General features: G+C 64.0%; 17 protein-coding genes. 15 read left to right on the top strand and 2 right to left on the bottom strand.

Annotated elements, in window-relative coordinates:
• Window positions 1–175 precede the first annotated feature (175 nt).
• Both AC07WS_RS05795 and AC07WS_RS05790 read right to left on the bottom strand, forming a co-directional pair.
• Window positions 176–820: a response regulator gene (locus tag AC07WS_RS05795; protein WP_008450985.1), complete on the bottom strand. Its 645-nt coding sequence runs from the start codon at window positions 818–820 to the stop codon at window positions 176–178.
• Between the two features lie 88 nt (window positions 821–908).
• Entirely contained in the window at window positions 909–1,376 is a 468-nt protein-coding gene (locus AC07WS_RS05790; protein WP_028819635.1) for a universal stress protein, read from the bottom strand.
• 390 nt (window positions 1,377–1,766) lie between these two features.
• Here AC07WS_RS05790 and AC07WS_RS05785 point away from each other — a divergent pair, with 390 nt between their 5' ends.
• The 15 genes from AC07WS_RS05785 (at window position 1,767) to accD (ending at window position 17,331) form a co-directional block, all read left to right on the top strand.
• Window positions 1,767–2,582, top strand: coding sequence for a protein phosphatase CheZ (locus AC07WS_RS05785; protein WP_494728139.1), 816 nt, complete (start codon window positions 1,767–1,769; stop codon window positions 2,580–2,582).
• Window positions 2,582–4,459, top strand: a complete 1,878-nt coding sequence (locus AC07WS_RS05780) for a chemotaxis protein CheA (protein WP_494728138.1) — start codon at window positions 2,582–2,584, stop codon at window positions 4,457–4,459. The genes AC07WS_RS05785 and AC07WS_RS05780 overlap by 1 nt, the downstream gene beginning before the upstream one ends.
• 215 nt (window positions 4,460–4,674) lie before the next feature.
• A complete protein-coding gene (gene leuC, locus AC07WS_RS05775) occupies window positions 4,675–6,078 on the top strand; it encodes a 3-isopropylmalate dehydratase large subunit (RefSeq protein ID WP_494728137.1) in 1,404 nt (467 codons plus the stop codon).
• A gap of 30 nt (window positions 6,079–6,108) precedes the next feature.
• The gene (locus AC07WS_RS05770) at window positions 6,109–6,231 is read left to right on the top strand and encodes an entericidin A/B family lipoprotein (protein ID WP_020701795.1); all 123 of its coding nucleotides are present in this window, start codon (window positions 6,109–6,111) and stop codon (window positions 6,229–6,231) included.
• A 56-nt stretch (window positions 6,232–6,287) separates the two neighbouring features.
• Window positions 6,288–6,935: a 3-isopropylmalate dehydratase small subunit gene (leuD, locus tag AC07WS_RS05765; RefSeq protein ID WP_117014888.1), complete on the top strand. Its 648-nt coding sequence runs from the start codon at window positions 6,288–6,290 to the stop codon at window positions 6,933–6,935.
• Window positions 6,936–6,950: 15 nt separating this feature from the next.
• On the top strand, window positions 6,951–8,021 hold the full coding sequence (gene leuB / locus AC07WS_RS05760) for a 3-isopropylmalate dehydrogenase (protein WP_494728136.1): 1,071 nt from the start codon (window positions 6,951–6,953) through the stop codon (window positions 8,019–8,021).
• A 37-nt stretch (window positions 8,022–8,058) separates the two neighbouring features.
• On the top strand, window positions 8,059–9,186 hold the full coding sequence (gene asd / locus AC07WS_RS05755) for an aspartate-semialdehyde dehydrogenase (RefSeq protein ID WP_494728135.1): 1,128 nt from the start codon (window positions 8,059–8,061) through the stop codon (window positions 9,184–9,186).
• A gap of 255 nt (window positions 9,187–9,441) precedes the next feature.
• Window positions 9,442–12,138 carry a motility hub landmark protein FimV gene (locus tag AC07WS_RS05750; RefSeq protein ID WP_494728134.1) on the top strand — a complete coding sequence of 899 codons (2,697 nt, stop codon included), beginning with the start codon at window positions 9,442–9,444 and terminating at the stop codon, window positions 12,136–12,138.
• A gap of 48 nt (window positions 12,139–12,186) precedes the next feature.
• Window positions 12,187–12,990 carry a tRNA pseudouridine(38-40) synthase TruA gene (gene truA / locus AC07WS_RS05745; protein WP_494728133.1) on the top strand — a complete coding sequence of 268 codons (804 nt, stop codon included), beginning with the start codon at window positions 12,187–12,189 and terminating at the stop codon, window positions 12,988–12,990.
• A 6-nt stretch (window positions 12,991–12,996) separates the two neighbouring features.
• On the top strand, window positions 12,997–13,710 hold the full coding sequence (locus tag AC07WS_RS05740; protein WP_494728926.1) for a phosphoribosylanthranilate isomerase: 714 nt from the start codon (window positions 12,997–12,999) through the stop codon (window positions 13,708–13,710).
• Window positions 13,673–14,908, top strand: coding sequence for a tryptophan synthase subunit beta (trpB, locus tag AC07WS_RS05735; protein WP_494728132.1), 1,236 nt, complete (start codon window positions 13,673–13,675; stop codon window positions 14,906–14,908). The genes AC07WS_RS05740 and trpB overlap by 38 nt, the downstream gene beginning before the upstream one ends.
• 10 nt (window positions 14,909–14,918) lie before the next feature.
• Window positions 14,919–15,716 carry a tryptophan synthase subunit alpha gene (gene trpA, locus AC07WS_RS05730; protein ID WP_494728131.1) on the top strand — a complete coding sequence of 266 codons (798 nt, stop codon included), beginning with the start codon at window positions 14,919–14,921 and terminating at the stop codon, window positions 15,714–15,716.
• 90 nt (window positions 15,717–15,806) lie between these two features.
• On the top strand, window positions 15,807–16,082 hold the full coding sequence (locus AC07WS_RS05725; protein WP_494728130.1) for a BrnT family toxin: 276 nt from the start codon (window positions 15,807–15,809) through the stop codon (window positions 16,080–16,082).
• A gap of 4 nt (window positions 16,083–16,086) precedes the next feature.
• Window positions 16,087–16,350, top strand: a complete 264-nt coding sequence (locus AC07WS_RS05720) for a hypothetical protein (RefSeq protein WP_494728129.1) — start codon at window positions 16,087–16,089, stop codon at window positions 16,348–16,350.
• Between the two features lie 108 nt (window positions 16,351–16,458).
• On the top strand, window positions 16,459–17,331 hold the full coding sequence (gene accD, locus AC07WS_RS05715; RefSeq protein WP_020701805.1) for an acetyl-CoA carboxylase, carboxyltransferase subunit beta: 873 nt from the start codon (window positions 16,459–16,461) through the stop codon (window positions 17,329–17,331).
• Window positions 17,332–17,338: the final 7 nt, after the last annotated feature.

Raw genomic sequence — 17,338 nt, 5'->3', positions numbered from 1 at the left:
TTGGTTTCCTGTTGTGGTGTCGCACGGCATCGTGCTGCGATCTGTAGCCATGCAGCATGAATCGTATGGTTTCAGTATGCCAACGCGGGGGGGAGATAGATATCAGCAATGGCTGAATCTGCGCGTAGGAGCTAGCGCAGCATTGTAGGAGTTGTCCTAATGGCGGACGGCGGGATCAGGTCTTGAAGGGGGATAACAAACGGTGCGCCACGGCATATTGCACCATTTCCGAGAGCGAGCTCATGCCCATTTTCTGCATGATGCGGGTCTTGTGGGTGCTGACGGTCTTGACGCTCAGGTGCAGGCTGTTGGCGATCTCGGTGATCGACTTGCCGGCCACCAGCAGCGAAAACACCTCGAATTCCCGATCCGACAGCTGTTTATGCAACAGGCTTTCGTTGGGCATCATGATGTTGAGCGCCAGTTGTTCAGCCACCTCGGTGCTGATGTAGGGGCGGCCGGAGGCGACCTTGCGGATCGCGCCGACCAGCTGGGTGCCGGCGCTTTCCTTGGTCAGGTAGCCCTGGGCGCCGGCGCGGATGGCGCGCACCGCGTACTGTTCCTCTTCGTGCATGGTCAGGATCAGGATGGCGAGCTTGGGCGCCTCCGCCTTGATCTGGCGGATCAGGTCGACCCCGCTGCGGCCGGGCATGGACAAGTCCAGCAGCAGCAGGTCGAACCCGCCTTGGCGCACGTGGCCCAGGACTTCGAAGCCGTCGATGGCCTCGCCTACGATGTCGATGTCGGGCGCGCCGTCGAGTATGCGCTTGAGACCTTCGCGCATGATGGTGTGGTCGTCGGCGATGACAATTCGGATCATAGAGATGCTTGAAAGTGACTAAAAGTAAGTATTATTGTGTTTGAACCAATCTTGCGATCTTACTATAAAAAGCATCCGGTCCCGCTTTTTATTTGCTGCCGGGTTCCTTGATCAGGCGATGCACCAGCACCGGCGTTTTCGCATGCGACAGCACCTTGTTGGTCACACTGCCCAGCAGCAGCTGGCCCCAGCCGCTGCGGCCGTGCGAGCCCATGAAGATCAGGTCGCAATGGTGTTTTTCCGCCACATCGACGATCTTCAGCGCCGCGCTTTCCGCAAACGCGGTCAGCGCCTCGCACGGCACGCCGCGCTTGGCGCAGGAATCGACCACGTCCTGCGTATGTTCCTTGCCGGCGCGCAGCATCGCGGCGCGGTATTCATCCTCGCTGGGGTAGCTGGGCGGGATGATCTCGACATAGATCGGATACTGGTATTCCGGCGCCACGAACAGCACCAGCACCTCGGCCTTCATCTGCTCGGCAAAGGCCACCCCGGCGCAGGCGGTTTTGCTGGAAACGGCTGAGCCGTCGGTGGTAATCAAGATTTTGCGGTACATGATGAACCTCCTTTTAAAACCAGCTGGCTGCTCTTAATTGTAGTCCCGATTTACATTATTGTTAGTATGGAAAGACTTGATGCTTATCAAATAAAAGCGCTTTACGCTGGGGCGCGCATGTGGCCTTTCCTACTTTTTACCTGCTTTTTTTGCACCGTGGCACTACTTTTGTGTCTCAAGGCGTGTTTTGTCGATCTAACCAATGTTAGTATCTCCAAATACAACGAAACTTGGCTTGGACCCGGAGCGCAGGGCAGGCGACCCCACTCTGGGATTGAATAATCTGGCTGTGCCCTGATACACTCGGATAAGTGCGTTATATTGCCGAGCGTCATCACAAGCAAGCAATTTTAGGGCAGCAATTTTACAAATTATGGAGAAGCAGGGATTATGACCAACGCCGCTGACGATTTCGACGCACTATTTGATGAGGTGTCTGCCCAGAGCAAGACCGCAGCGCCCGCTCCAGCGCCTGCTGCCGCTGCGGAAGACGATTTGGAAAGCCTGTTCGACGAAGTGGCGTCGGCCCGTCCGGCGGACGTGGTGGCTGCGGCCCCTGCGCCGGCCCCGGCCGCCGCCGCGTTGGCCGACGGTGCCGCCGACGGCGAAGACAAGCCCATGTTCGAGCGCCTGGGCGGCATCGTGCGCCTGCTGCACGACTCGCTGCGCGAACTGGGCTACGACAAGGCGCTGACCGAAGCGTCGTCGCAGATCAACGATGCCCAGGACCGTCTCGAATACGTGGCCACCCTGACCGAGCAGGCCGCCAACAAGGTGCTCAACACCCTGGACGAAGGCATGCCGGAGCAGGACACGCTGTCGAAGAAATCCAAGGAAATGGAAACCCGCTGGGCAGACCTGTTCGCCGGCAAGCTGAGCCTGGACCAGTTCAAGCAGCTGGCCGGCGACTCGCAAGCGTTTGCCGTGGCGGTGTCGGCCGCCACCGAGGCGGAAAAAGCCCGCCTGCTGGAAATCATGATGGCCCAGGACTTCCAGGACATCACCGGCCAACTGATCAAGAAAGTCGTGAACATCACCAAGACGGTGGAGCACGAACTGGCAGAACTGCTGCGCGACAATGCGCCGCCGGCGGTACGCGAGAAAATCGCGCAGAAAGAGGTGAGCCTGATGCAAGGCCCTTCGGCTCCGGCCGTGGCGCTGAACCAGGACAATGTCGACGACCTGCTTGCTGATCTGGGATTCTAATGGACGATATGCTCAAGGATTTCGTCGTCGAGGCGATGGATCTTGCGGTCAACGTTGAAGAGCATCTGCTGCGGCTCGAACGCGACCCGGACAATAAGGAAACGCTGAACGCAGTGTTTCGCTCCTTCCACACCATCAAGGGCGGCGCCGGTTTCATGGGCCTGCCGGCGCTGGTGGCGGCCTGCCACCTGACCGAGAACCTGTTCGACGCGCTGCGCACCGGCGCCGCGCCGGTGACGCCGATCGCGATCGAGGCGGCGCTGCAGGCGTCGGGCTTCGTGGCCGACCAGCTGGCCGAACTGAACAACGGCGCCGAGCCGGACAGCCTGCCGGCCATGCCCAAGGATCTGGAAGTCATCCTGACCGACGCCATCGAGGGCAAGACCACCGCGGCTCCGGCTAAGGCCGCCGCCGCGCCGGCCCCGGCCCCGGCTGCCGCCGCACCGGTTGCCGCCGCGTCCGCGCCGACCGCCGCGCCGTCCGCCGACGGCCTGGACTGGGAAGGCATGTACGAAGCCGTGATGCCGCCCGGCAGCTACACCAAGCCGGCCGCCGCCGCCGCGCCGGCGCCATCGACGCCGCTGCCGGCCGCCGAGCTGGCCGCCGTCGTGGCCGCTGTGCAGGCCGCCGCGCCCACCTCGGCCAAGCGCGAGGCCGCCGAGAAGCGCGAAGAGCGTCCGCACGCCGCGCCGGCCAAGGAGGAATCGATCCGGGTCGATGCCGTCAAGCTCGACGCGCTGCTGGAAGTGGCAGGCGAATCGGTACAGGCCGCCAACCAGGCCGCCGTGCTGCTGGAACGCCTGCTGCAGTTCAAGTTCGAGGGCCAGGCCCAGACGCTGATGGCGACGCTGGCCGAAACGCTGGAACGCGCCTCGCGCTACTCCACCGAGCTGCAGCGCGCCACGCTGGCGACCCGCATGCAGCCGGTCGGCCGCCTGTTCCAGAAGTTCCCGCGCCTGGTGCGCGAGCTGGCCAAGGACCTGGGCAAGGACGTCGAGCTGACCATCGAAGGCGCGGAGACCGAGGTCGACCGCGTGGTGGTGGACAGCCTGTACGATCCGCTGGTGCACATGCTGCGCAACTCGCTGGACCACGGCGTCGAATCGCCGGAAGATCGGCTGGCGGCGGGCAAGCCGGCCAAGTCGTATATCTCGCTCAAAGCATGGCAGGAAGCAAATAGCGTTATGATTGTGCTTCAGGACGATGGCAAGGGCATGGATCCGGTGGTGCTGCGCACCAAGGCGCAGCAGAAGGGCCTGATCTCGGAATCGGTGCAGCTGACCAACGATGAATGCTTCCAGCTGGTATTCTTGCCGGGTTTCTCGACCAAGGAAGTCGCCTCCAGCGTGTCCGGCCGCGGCGTCGGCATGGACGTGGTGAAGACCGCCGTGGAGAAGAACCGCGGCGCCATCCACATCGAATCGGCGCTGGGCAAGGGCACCAAGTTCGCCATCCGCCTGCCGATCGAGCTGTCGATCGTGCCGACCATGCTGGTATCGACCTCGGGCGCCGCGCTGGCGCTGCCGATGGCCGTGGTGCAGCGCGTGGTCGAGCTGCCGGAAGTGTTCATGGAAGTGGGCGGCGCGCCGGTGCTGAAGGACCAGGGCCGTCCGCTGCCGGTGCGTTCGCTGGCCGATTCGCTGGGCTACGAGAGCTGCCGCGAGAAGGTGGGCATTGTTGTCGCTGCGCCACAGCCGTACATTCTGGCGGTGGAAGCGGTCGACGGCACGGCCGACCTGGTGATTAAACCGATGACCGCGATTAGCGTCGAGGGCATCACCGGCACCGCGCGTTCGGCCGAAGGCGAACTGGTGCTAGTGGTGGGCCTATCGTTCCTAATGGACGGATGTCGAGGTAGTGTACGCATGGCGGCTTAGTCTCAGCACTAGGCCAGAAAGACCCCAAGCCTGCGTCCACGCAGGCTTTTTTTTATTGTTATTTCGGAATTTAGCAAAAGGAGTCATAAAAAGTGTATCGGTAGGCGGAACTGCATCGGCTCACGAGGCCGGACAGCGGCGGCCGCTACCGCATTGCACAATATGGCATAATCGAAGTGGATCACTCACACAGGCAGTAGCAGTACTCATAAATCATGATGAAGACGCTTTACGACAAACTCTGGGAATCCCACGTGGTGAAGGCCGAGGAAGACGGCACCACCATCCTGTACATCGACCGCCATCTGGTGCACGAAGTCACCAGCCCGCAGGCCTTCGACGGCCTGCGCGCCGCCGGCCGCGCGCCGTGGCGCGTGTCCGCCAACCTGGCGGTGGCCGACCACAACGTGCCGACCACCGGCCGCGCCGACGGCATCGCCGACCCGGTCTCGCGCCTGCAGGTGGAAACGCTGGACAAGAACGCCAAGTCCTACGGCCTGACCTATTTCAACATGAACGACAAGCGCCAGGGCATCGTCCACGTGATCGGGCCGGAGCAGGGCGCCACCCTGCCGGGCATGACCGTGGTCTGCGGCGACTCGCACACCTCCACCCACGGCGCTTTCGGCGCGCTGGCGCACGGCATCGGCACCTCAGAAGTGGAGCACGTGCTGGCCACCCAGACGCTGCTGCAGAAGAAATCCAAGGCCATGCTGGTGCAGGTGGACGGCGCGCTGCCGGCCGGCGTCACCGCCAAGGACGTGGTGCTGGCCATCATCGGCAAGATCGGCACCGCCGGCGGCACCGGCTACTGCATCGAGTTCGGCGGTTCGACCATCCGCGCGCTGTCGATGGAGGGCCGGATGACGGTCTGCAACATGGCGATCGAGGCGGGCGCGCGCGCCGGCATCATCGGCGTCGACGACGTCACCATCAACTACGTCAAGGGCCGCCCGTTCTCGCCGGCGGGCCCGCACTGGGACCGCGCGGTCGACTACTGGCGCACGCTGCATTCGGACGCCGGCGCCAAATTCGATCTGGTGGTCACGCTCAACGCCGCCGAGATCAAGCCGCAGGTCACCTGGGGCACGTCGCCGGAAATGGTGACCTCGATCGACGGCCGCGTGCCGGACCCGGACCTGGAAAAGGACGCCGTCAAGCGCGACGCCATCGAAAAGGCGCTGGTCTACATGGACCTCAAGCCCAACATGGCGATCGAGGACATCCGCATCGACAAGGTCTTCATCGGCTCCTGCACCAACTCGCGCATCGAGGACTTGCGCGCCGCCGCCGAGGTGGTGCGCGGCAAGCACCGCGCCTCCAACGTCAAGCTGGCGATGGTGGTGCCGGGCTCCGGCCTGGTCAAGGATCAGGCCGAGAAGGAAGGCCTGGACCGCATCTTCAAGGACGCCGGCTTCGAGTGGCGCGACCCGGGCTGCTCGATGTGCCTGGCCATGAACGCCGACCGCCTGGAACCGGGCGAGCGCTGCGCCTCGACCTCGAACCGCAATTTTGAAGGACGCCAAGGCCAGGGCGGACGCACCCATCTGGTGTCTCCCGCGATGGCCGCGGCAGCCGGTATCGCCGGCCATTTCGTCGACGTGCGCGCGCTGCGCTGACGTCATTCACCACCCATCTTGAGAACCAACATGAAAAAACTGATCGCACTGACCATCTTCGCTCTGACCATCACCGGCTGCAACACCATTGCCGGCGTCGGCAAGGATGTCCAGAAAGCCGGCCAGGCGGTGCAGGGCGCCGCGGGCCATTAAACCCGACCCCGACGGCCGGCGCGGTCCTGCGCGCCGCCGTCAACATAGTGAGCATCATGGATAAATTTACGATCTACGAAGGACTGGTCGCACCGCTGGACCGCGCCAATGTCGACACCGACGCCATCATTCCGAAGCAATTCCTGAAGTCCATCCACCGCACCGGCTTCGGCCCGAACCTGTTCGACGAGTGGCGCTACCTGGACCACGGCGAGCCCGGCCAGGACAACAGCAAGCGTCCGCTCAATCCCGAGTTCGTGCTCAACGAGCCGCGCTACCAGGGCGCGTCTATCCTGCTGACCCGCAAGAACTTCGGCTGCGGCTCCTCGCGCGAGCACGCGCCGTGGGCGCTGGACCAGTACGGCTTCCGCGCCATCATCGCGCCCTCGTTCGCCGACATCTTCTTCAACAACTGCTACAAGAGCGGCTTGTTGCCGATCGTATTGCCTGAAGCGCAGGTTGATCACCTGTTCAATGAAGTCAAGGCCTTCCCCGGTTACCGTCTGGTGGTCGACCTTGAACAGCAGCGCATCTCCACCAGCAATGGCAGCGTCTCCTATCCCTTCGAGATCGACGCCTTCCGCAAATACTGCCTGATGAACGGGCTCGACGATATCGGCCTGACCCTGCGCCACGCCGACGCTATCCGCGGCTTCGAAGAGCGCCATCTGGCAACCCAACCTTGGTTGGCCAACGTCATCTAATCTCGAAAAAAACACATGAAAATCGCTATCCTCCCGGGCGACGGTATCGGCCCGGAAATCATCGCGCAAGCCGTCAAGGTCCTCAACGTGCTGGGCGAACAATTTGAGCTGGAAAGCGCGCCAGTCGGCGGCGCCGGCTACGCGGCCCACGGCCACCCGCTGCCCGAGGGCACGCTGGCGCTGGCCAAGGCGGCCGACGCGGTGCTGTTCGGCGCCGTCGGCGACTACCAGTACGACACGCTGGAGCGCGCGCTGCGTCCCGAGCAGGCGATCCTGGGCCTGCGCAAGAACCTGGGCCTGTTCGCCAACCTGCGTCCGGCCATCCTGTATCCGCAACTGGCCAACGCCTCGACGCTCAAGCCCGAGGTGGTGTCCGGCCTGGACATCCTGATCATCCGCGAACTGACCGGCGACATCTACTTCGGCCAGCCGCGCGGCGTGCGCGAGTGCCCGGACGGCGCCTTCAAGGGCCAGCGCGAGGGCTTCGACACCATGCGCTACGCCGAAGGCGAGATCCGCCGCATCGCCCACGTGGCGTTCCAGGCCGCGCAGAAGCGCGGCAAGCGCCTGACCAGCGTCGACAAGGCCAACGTGCTGGAGACCTTCCAGTTCTGGAAGGACATCGTCACCGACGTGCACAAGGAATACCCGGACGTCGCGCTCGAGCACATGTACGTCGACAACGCCGCGATGCAGCTGGTGCGCGCGCCGAAGAAGTTCGACGTCATCGTCACCGGCAATATGTTCGGCGACATCCTGAGCGACCAGGCTGCCATGCTGACCGGCTCGATCGGCATGCTGCCGTCGGCCTCGCTGGACGCCAACAACAAGGGTCTGTACGAGCCCTCGCACGGCTCCGCGCCCGACATCGCCGGCAAGGGCATCGCCAATCCGCTGGCGACGATTTTGTCGGCCGCGATGATGCTGCGCTACTCGCTGAACAAGGCCGAACAGGCCGACCGTATCGAGAACGCCGTCAAGCAGGTGCTGTCGCAGGGCCTGCGCACCGCCGACATCTACGAGGTCGGCACCACCAAGGTGGGCACGGAGGAGATGGGCAACGCGGTGGTCAAGGCGCTGTCGTAAACGGTATAAATAGTATAAATTATTAGAGGGAATGAAAATGAAACTCGTAGGCTTGGTAGGTTGGCGCGGCATGGTCGGTTCGGTCCTGATGCAGCGCATGCAGGAAGAGGGCGATTTCGCCCACATCGAACCGGTGTTCTTCACCACCTCGAACCCGGGCGGCGACGCCCCGGCGATGGCGAAGAATGAAACCAAACTGAAAAGCGCCACCGACATCGACGAACTGAAAAAGTGCGAGATCATCATCTCGTGCCAGGGCGGCGACTACACCACCGAGGTGTTCCCCAAGCTGCGCGCGGCCGGCTGGAACGGCTACTGGATCGACGCCGCCTCCACGCTGCGCATGGAGAAGGACGCCGTCATCGTGCTGGACCCGGTCAACCTGCACGTGATCAAGGACGCGCTGGGCAAGGGCGTGAAGAACTACATCGGCGGCAACTGCACCGTGTCGTGCATGCTGATGGGCCTGGGCGGCCTGTTCCAGCACAACCTGGTCGAGTGGATGACCTCCATGACCTACCAGGCGGCATCGGGCGGCGGCGCCCAGCACATGCGCGAGCTGCTGACCCAGTTCGGCACCATCAACTCGTCGGTCAAGGCGCTGCTGGACAACCCGGCCTCCGCCATCCTGGAGATCGACCGCCAGGTGCTGGCCACCCAGCACGGTTTGACGGCTGAAGAGACCAAGCAGTTCGGCGCGCCGCTGGCCGGCAATCTGATTCCGTGGATCGACAAGGACCTGGGCAACGGCCAGTCGAAGGAAGAGTGGAAGGGCGGCGCCGAGACCAACAAGATCCTGGGCCTGGGCGCGGACTTCGGTTCCAAGGCCATTCCTGTGGACGGCCTGTGCGTGCGCATCGGCGCCATGCGCAGCCACTCGCAGGCGCTGACCATCAAGCTGAAGAAAGACGTGCCGATCGACGAGATCCACGACATCATCGCCGCCAACAACCAGTGGGTCAAAGTGGTGCCGAACACCCGTGAAGCGTCGGTCAAGGACCTGTCGCCGGCCGCCGCCACCGGCAGCCTGACGATCCCGGTCGGCCGCCTGCGCAAGATGAGCATGGGCGACGATTACCTGTCGGCCTTCACCGTCGGCGACCAGCTGCTGTGGGGCGCGGCCGAGCCGCTGCGCCGTATGCTGCGCATCGTGCTGGACAAGTAACACGCCGTCCTGCAATTGTTAAAGCAGAAGGGATTTTCTCTATGAGCTCTCATAGGGAAAACCCCTTTTTTTGGTTTAAAGTAGGCATAGACGTTACACATCTTCATGTACCACTAGAGAAACATCGTGCAAAGCTTGCATGCTCTGGAGCATGATGATATGTTGGTATATCTGGGAAAGTAACATTTTCCCTCTGACAACCTGATGCCGCCCACTATGCACGTACCAACTCGCTCCAGCATTGTTTCCTTCGCTTTGAAGACACTCACGGGGGCTGTCGCCAGTGCGGTATTGGTGGCGGCCAGCGCCAACGCCGCCGGGCTCGGCAAGCTGACTGTCCTGTCGTCGCTGGGGCAGCCGCTGCGGGCGGAAATCGAACTGACGGCCGTGTCGCCGGAAGAGGCGGGCGCGCTGGTGGCCAAGCTGGCGCCGGCCGAAGCCTTCCGCACCGCCAACATCGATTTCAATCCGACCTTGCTGTCGCTGCGCTTCGAAGTCGAACAGCGCAACGGCCGCCAGGTGATCCGCGTGACGTCGACCCAGCCGGTCAACGAGCCCTTCGTCGACATGCTGCTGGAGCTGAACTGGACCGGCGGCCGCATGGTTCGCGAATACACCTTCCTGCTGGACCCCGCCGAGATGCGCGCGACGCAATCGCCGCAGGTGGCGGCGCCGGTGGAGCTGGGCCGCAACGCCGCCCCGGCTGCTTCGGCCGCCGCGCCCACCGCGCCGGCCGCAGCCGCGCCCGCCGCAGCGGTGGCGCAGAGTGCGCCGGCCAGGCAGGCCGCCAGCGAATACACCGTCAAGTCCGGCGACAACCTGACCCGCATCGCCAACCAGGTCAAGCCGGTCGACGTGTCGCTGGACATGATGCTGGTGGCGCTGTACCGCGCCAATCCGGAAGCCTTCTCCGGCAACAATATGAACCGCCTGAAGTCCGGCCACATCCTGGCCGTGCCGGACGCCGACACCATCCGCAACAGCGCGCCGGAAGGCGAGGCGCGCGGCGTGGTGGTGGCGCACGCGGCCGACTTCAACGCCTACCGCGCCAAGCTGGCCGGGCAGGTGGCCAACAGCACGCCGGCCAAGGAGGCGGACACCACCCAGAACGTGTCGGGCAAGATCACCGCCAAGGTGCAGGAGAAGCCCAACGCCGTCAACGCCGCCAAGGACAAGCTGACGCTGTCGAAATCGACCGCCAGCGCGCCGGTCGAAGGCAAGACCGGGATGGCGCTGGAAGACAAGGTCGCACGCCAGAAGGAGCAGGAAGAATCGGCCGCCCGCATCAAGGAATTGGAAAAGAACACCCGCGACCTGGAAAACCTGATGGCGGTGAGGAACAAGGCGGCCGCGCAGGCGGCGAAGCCATCGGCTTCTGCGTCGGCTTCGGTTTCCGCCTCGGCCTCGGTGCCGGCGTCGGCCGTGGTGGAAGCGTCGGCGCCGCCCAAGCCCAAGCGCACGCTGGTGATCCCGCCGAAGAGAGTCGAACCCAGCCTGTTCGAGACGCTGATGGACAACCTGCAATACGTGGGCTTGGCCGCAGCGGCGCTGCTGGCCGGCGGCGGTGCACTGATCGCCTCGCGCCGCCGCAAGCAGTTCGCCGTGCCGAAGGAGGAGACCAGCATCCTCGGCGACACCGCGATTCCTTCGCAGGCGCTGATCGCCGATGCCGGCGGCCAGAGCGTCGACACCAACAACAGCGTCTTCAATTCCAACTTCGCGCCATCGGCCAGCCAGCTCGACACCAATGAGGTCGATCCGGTGGCGGAAGCCGACGTCTACATCGCCTACGGCCGCGACGCCCAGGCGGAAGAGATCCTCAAGGAAGCGCTGCGCAGCCATCCGGAACGCCACGCCGTGCGCCTGAAGCTGCTGGAAATCTACGTCGCCCGCAAGGACGCGCGCGCCTTCGAGAGCCAGGCATCCGAGCTGTATTCGATGACGCGCGGCCAGGGCGACGAATGGGCGCAGGCGGCCGTCATGGGCCAGGCGCTGGACCCGGCCAATCCTCTGTACGCCGAAGGCCATGCGGCCCCGGCCGATACGGGCGGCGCCTCTGCGGCGCCTCCGGCCGCCGCGGTTGCGGCCGGCGCCGCGGCGTTCAGCGCAGCGGACTTTACCAACGACTTCAGCGCCCCGGCGCCCGCGCCAGCCCCGGCTTCCGGCGGCCTCGACCTGGACCTGGGCTTCGACGCCCCGGCCGGCAACAACAACGCGATGGACTTCGGCAGCGACATGGAGACGGCCTTGCCGCAGGCGGCCGATGCCGCCGTGTCGCCAGCCTCGGTGGCGGCGGAATCCGACAACCTGATGGACTTCGACCTGGGCGGCCTGAGCTTCGAGCCGCCCGCCGCAGCGCCGGCTCCGGCCGAGCCGGCAGCGATGCCGGAAGACGCCTTCAACCTGGCCTTCGACGCACCTGCCGCGCCAGCCCCGGCGCCTGCCCCGGCGCCGGCGCCGGTGGAAGACCTGAGCATGGACTTCGGCCTGGACCTGCCGGCCGAGACGGTCGCGCCGGCACTGCCGTCGGCCAGCAGCGATCCGCTGGACCTGGACCTGATGAATTTTGAAATTCCCGAGGTGCCGGCCGCCCCGGCACCGGCGCCGGAAGCCGAACTGGACGCCGGCGACTTCGCCGATGCGCTGCACGCTGCGGAAGAGGTCGCCCCCGCGCCGGCCCCGGCCGCGCAGGAGTTCGACCTGTCCGGCATCGACCTCGATCTGGACACCGCGCTGGGTGGCGGCGCCACCGCCGATGCCGCGCCCGCCCACGCGCGCGACGACACGCTGTCGGCCCACCACATGGAAATGGACACCAAGCTGGACCTGGCGGTGGCCTATCAGGAAATCGGCGACAAGGAAGGCGCGCGCGAACTGCTGGACGAGGTGCTGCGCGGCGGCAGCGACGACCAGATCGCCAAGGCCAACGCGATGCGCGCCCAATTGGGGTAAGGCCGCTCCGTATATAATGGCTGACTCTGACATTACATCGGGCAGCAATTGAAACGGATAGCAATCGGCGTCCAGTACGACGGAACCGCGTGGAACGGCTACCAGAAACAGGCGGACGGCCACACGGTCCAGGACAAGCTGGAACAGGCGCTGGAGAAATTCGCCAGGGTGCCGCTGGCCACCACGTGCGCCGGCCGCACCGACACCGGCGTGCACGCGCTGGAACAAGTGGTCCACTTCGACACCGAGCTGAACCGCGACACCCACTCCTGGGTGCGCGGCGTCAACGCCTTCCTGCCGCCGTCGATCGCCGTGCGCTGGGCCAAGCAGCTGGAGGGCGACCCCAACGTCGATGATTTCTTCCACGCCCGCTTCAGCGCCCGCGCCCGCACCTACCACTACGTGCTGTACAACAATCCGACCCGCTCGCCGCTGCTGGAAGGGCGCTCCGGCTTCTGCTTCCGCCCGCTGGACGTGGAGCTGATGCGGCAGGCCATCCCGCCGCTGATCGGCTGGCACGACTTCACGGCCTTCCGCGCCGCGCAGTGCCAGGCCAAGTCGCCGGTCAAGCTGATGCACGACATCCAGATCAAGCGCTACGGCGAGCTGGTGGTGTTCACCATCACCGCCAACGCCTTCCTGCACCACATGGTGCGCAACCTGGTCGGCTCGCTGGTCTACATCGGCACCGGCCGCGAGAAGCCTGAGTGGCTGGGCCAGCTGCTGGAAACCAAGGACCGCCACGCCGCCGCGCCGACCTTCATGCCCGACGGCCTGTACCTGGCCAAGATCGACTACGACCCCAAATGGGAACTGCCGCTGGAAACGACCAGCGCCTTGCCCTGGTTCTAAAGGAGCATCATGCGCACCCGTATCAAAATCTGCGGCCTGACCCGTGTGGAAGATGTGCAGGCCGCCGTCGCGGCGGGCGCCGACGCGATCGGCTTCGTGTTCTACCCCAAGAGCCCGCGCTACGTGCCGCCGGAGCAGGCTGCCGAGCTGATCCGCGCCGTGCCGCCCTTCGTCACCTGCACCGGCCTGTTCGTCAACGCCACGCCGGACGAGGTGGCGGCCACGTGCAAGGTGGCGCCGATTTCGCTGATCCAGCTGCACGGCGACGAGACGGAGGAGCAGTCCGCCGCCATCGCGGAGGCGGCCGGGCGACAGTTCATGCGCGTGTTCCGCGTCAAACCTGACACACAGCCGTCCGATTTGCTAGAATACGAGCAGCGATACCGCGCCGCCAGTCCCTTGTTCACCAGCCTGTTGCTGGACACCTTTGTGGATGCCTATGGCGGTGCAGGAAAGGGTTTTGATTGGTCTCTCATTCCAAAAGATCTCGCGCCTCGGGTCGTTTTAAGTGGTGGCTTGAGCGTACACAACGCGACTGACGCGGTGGCACGTGTACGCCCCTACGCCGTCGACATCAGCAGTGGTGTCGAAGCGGCCAAGGGGATCAAGGACGCCCGCAAGATCGCCGCCTTCGTCGCGGCGGTGCGGGCCGGAGATACCATGATAGAAAGCGAGACCCACCATGATGAACGCCCCGGCGAAGCCGCTGTTCCACGCTAAAGACTACAACCTTCCCGACTCCAAAGGCCATTTCGGCCCCTACGGCGGCTCCTTCGTCGCCGAAACCCTGACCTACGCGCTGGCCGAGCTCAACGCGGCCTACGAGCGCTACAGCAAGGATCCCGAGTTCCTCGACGAGTTCCGTTACGAGCTCAAGCACTTTGTCGGCCGCCCGTCGCCGATCTACTACGCCAAGCGCTGGTCCGAGCTGGCCGGCGGCGCGCAGATCTACTTCAAGCGCGAAGACCTGAACCACACCGGCGCCCACAAGATCAACAACGTCATCGGCCAGGCGCTGCTGGCCAAGCGCATGGGCAAGCCGCGCATCATCGCCGAGACCGGCGCCGGCCAGCACGGCGTGGCCACGGCCACCATCTGCGCCCGCTTCGGGCTCGAGTGCGTGGTCTACATGGGCAGCGAGGACGTCAAGCGCCAGGCGCAGAACGTCTACCGCATGAAGCTGCTGGGCGCGACCGTGGTGCCGGTGGAATCCGGCTCCAAGACCTTGAAGGACGCGCTCAACGAAGCCATGCGCGACTGGGTCACCAACATTGAAAACACCTTCTACATCATCGGCACCGTGGCCGGCCCGCATCCTTACCCGATGCTGGTGCGCGACTTCCAGTCGGTGATCGGCGAGGAGTGCCTGGTGCAGATGCCCGAGATGACCGGCCGCCAGCCGGACTGCGTGGTGGCTTGCATAGGCGGCGGTTCCAATGCCATGGGCATCTTCTACCCGTACATCGACCAGAAGCAGGTGCGCCTGATCGGCGTCGAGGCGGCGGGCGAGGGGCTGGACGGCGACAAGCACGCGGCCTCGCTGACCAAGGGCTATCCGGGCGTCCTGCACGGCAACCGCACCTATCTGCTGCAGGATGAGAACGGCCAGATCATCGAGACGCATTCGGTCTCGGCCGGCCTGGACTATCCGGGCGTGGGGCCGGAGCACGCCTACCTGAAGGACAGCGGCCGGGCCGAGTACGTCTCGATCACGGACGAGGAGGCGCTCAAGGCCTTCCACGACTGCTGCCATATCGAAGGCATCATCCCGGCGCTGGAATCGTCGCACGCGCTGGCGTACGCGGCCAAGCTGGCGGCGACCTTGCCCAAGGATCAAATCATTTTGGCCAACCTGTCGGGCCGGGGCGACAAGGACATGCATACGGTGGCAGAACGTATGGGTTTGAACTTCAACTAAGGGAAACGACATGTCCAAAATCGCAGCAACTTTCAGCGCCCTGAAGGCGCACAAAAAAACCGCGTTGGTCACCTTCATCACCGCCGGCGATCCGTCGCCGGAGCTGACGGTGCCGCTGATGCACGCCATGGTGGCTGGTGGCGCCGACATCCTGGAACTCGGCGTGCCGTTTTCCGATCCGATGGCCGAGGGGCCGGTGATCCAGCGCGCCTGCGAGCGGGCGCTGGCCAACGGCGTCGGCATCCATGATGTGTTCGGCTACGTGGCGGAATTCCGCAAGACCAACCAGACCACGCCGGTGGTGCTGATGGGCTATGCCAATCCGATCGAGCGCATCGGCGCGGCCACCTTCATCGCCAAGTCCAAGGCGGTGGGCGCGGACGGCGCCATCGTGGTCGACTACCCGCCGGAAGAGTGCGAAGAGTTCGCGGCCGCCATGCGCGCCGCCGAGCTCGACCTGATCTTCCTGCTGGCGCCGACCTCGACCGAGCAACGCATCGCGCAGGTGGCCAAGGTCGGTGGCGGCTTCAGCTACTACGTCTCGCTCAAGGGCGTGACGGGCGCCGGCAATATCGACACGGTGGAAGTGGCGGAGCGCTTGACGGCGATCCGCAAGCACGTGCAGTTGCCGATCGGGGTGGGCTTCGGCATCCGCGACGGCGCCACCGCGCGCGCCGTGGCCGAGGTGGCCGACGCGGTCGTCATCGGCAGCCGCGTCATCCAGGAAATCGAAAGCGCCGGCAAGGATGGCGCCGTGGCCGCCGTACAAACCTTCGTCAGCGGCATCCGCGCCGCCCTCGACGCATAAAAACCCCGCCGGCCGTCTTGGCCGGCCTCAAATCCCGACCGCTCACCTTGATACATAGTTAAGTACTGGCTATGTTGAAGGAGAGCGGTCGTGCGTTTCGAATGGGATATTCGCAAGGCCAAGGCTAACTTACAAAAGCATCGCGTGAGTTTCGATGAGGCCGAATCGGTATTTCGTGATGGCCGGGCGAGGTCCGTCGCCGACATCGAGCACTCGGAAGTTGAGGATAGGTTTATCAACATCGGTGTAAGTGATCGAGGTCGGTTGTTGACGGTCTGCTATTGTTTCCGCGGCAACGATTCCGTCAGAATTTTTTCTGCTCGCAAAGCCAATGCATTGGAAGTGCAACTTTATTTTTGGGAGTGATGCCATGTGCGAGGACGAGATTGATATTTCCAGGTGCGTCCCGGTGCCGAATCCTTTTGTCGACCTTTTGACGCGTGAACTGCCGCTGCGCTTACCTAAGGATACGATCAGCTATTTTCAGAAAATCGGCGATGAATTTGGATGGCCGGCAGATCGGATTATGGAGTTGTATCTGCGAAATATTGCCTATACAGGTAGCAAAATTCCTTTGGATTTGCCCGTCTTGGGTGCTAAACAGGCGGAGGAGGCTGTAGGTGATTCCCTCTAAAAACCCGCCAATTCCATGACGAAGCTTAAAAATTGTTGTACAGCAAAGTTCGACAGGGGGGCGAGAAACGGCTACACTTCGGCCACGAGTTAGCTGCAAGGAGAATTTATGAGTTGGTTGGAAAAACTGCTGCCCCCACGTATCCAGCGTTCCGACGCTGCCGCACGCAAGACCATGCCAGAGGGCCTGTGGGTCAAATGCCCATCCTGCGAAGCCGTCCTGTACCGCACCGATCTGGAATCGAATCTGCATGTTTGCCCCAAATGCGACCACCACATGCGCATCCGCGCACGCGAACGCCTCGACAGCCTGTTCGATGCTGGCGGCCGTTATGAAATCGGCATGGACACCCTGCCGGTCGATACGCTGAAGTTCAAAGACAGCAAGAAATACCCCGACCGCCTCAAGCAAGCCATGGAAGCCACCGGCGAGACCGATGCGCTGATCGTCATGGGCGGCGCCATCATGAGCCTGCCATGCGTGGTGGCCTGCTTCGAATTCGAATTCATGGGTGGCTCGATGGGCTCCGTGGTCGGCGAGCGCTTCGTGCGCGGCGCGCAAGTGGCCCTGGAACAGAAAGTGCCGTTCATCTGCATCACCGCCACCGGCGGCGCCCGCATGCAGGAAGGCCTGCTGTCGCTGATGCAGATGGCCAAAACCACCGCCATGCTGACCAAGCTGTCGGAGAAGAAGCTGCCGTTCATCAGCGTGCTGACCGACCCGACCATGGGCGGCGTGTCCGCCTCGTTCGCCTTCATGGGCGACGTGGTCATCGCCGAGCCGAAGGCGCTGATCGGCTTCGCCGGCCCGCGCGTGATCGAAAACACCGTGCGCGAGAAACTGCCTGAGGGCTTCCAGCGCGCCGAGTTCCTGGTCACCAAGGGCGCCGTTGACATGATCGTCGACCGCCGCAAGATGCGCGAAGAGATCGCCCGTCTGATGGCACTGCTGCAGAATCAAGCGGTCGAAGTATTGGCCTAAAAAGCCT

This window comes from Duganella sp. GW821-FHT01E12 (assembly GCF_059422325.1).
Note: the sequence above shows the minus strand (reverse complement) of the source record. Positions and strands in the feature narration are given on the sequence as shown.

What these genes read in the sequence shown, in the direction of transcription:
- asd (WP_494728135.1), top strand. Translation starts at nt 8,059, where the DNA reads ATGAAACTCGTAGGCTTGGTAGGTTGGCGCGGCATGGTCGGTTCGGTC.
- AC07WS_RS05770 (WP_020701795.1), top strand. Translation starts at nt 6,109, where the DNA reads ATGAAAAAACTGATCGCACTGACCATCTTCGCTCTGACCATCACCGGC.
- AC07WS_RS05780 (WP_494728138.1), top strand. Translation starts at nt 2,582, where the DNA reads ATGGACGATATGCTCAAGGATTTCGTCGTCGAGGCGATGGATCTTGCG.
- AC07WS_RS05790 (WP_028819635.1), bottom strand. Translation starts at nt 1,376, where the DNA reads ATGTACCGCAAAATCTTGATTACCACCGACGGCTCAGCCGTTTCCAGC.
- leuB (WP_494728136.1), top strand. Translation starts at nt 6,951, where the DNA reads ATGAAAATCGCTATCCTCCCGGGCGACGGTATCGGCCCGGAAATCATC.
- trpA (WP_494728131.1), top strand. Translation starts at nt 14,919, where the DNA reads ATGTCCAAAATCGCAGCAACTTTCAGCGCCCTGAAGGCGCACAAAAAA.
- accD (WP_020701805.1), top strand. Translation starts at nt 16,459, where the DNA reads ATGAGTTGGTTGGAAAAACTGCTGCCCCCACGTATCCAGCGTTCCGAC.
- AC07WS_RS05795 (WP_008450985.1), bottom strand. Translation starts at nt 820, where the DNA reads ATGATCCGAATTGTCATCGCCGACGACCACACCATCATGCGCGAAGGT.
- leuD (WP_117014888.1), top strand. Translation starts at nt 6,288, where the DNA reads ATGGATAAATTTACGATCTACGAAGGACTGGTCGCACCGCTGGACCGC.
- AC07WS_RS05720 (WP_494728129.1), top strand. Translation starts at nt 16,087, where the DNA reads ATGTGCGAGGACGAGATTGATATTTCCAGGTGCGTCCCGGTGCCGAAT.
- trpB (WP_494728132.1), top strand. Translation starts at nt 13,673, where the DNA reads ATGATGAACGCCCCGGCGAAGCCGCTGTTCCACGCTAAAGACTACAAC.
- AC07WS_RS05785 (WP_494728139.1), top strand. Translation starts at nt 1,767, where the DNA reads ATGACCAACGCCGCTGACGATTTCGACGCACTATTTGATGAGGTGTCT.
- leuC (WP_494728137.1), top strand. Translation starts at nt 4,675, where the DNA reads ATGATGAAGACGCTTTACGACAAACTCTGGGAATCCCACGTGGTGAAG.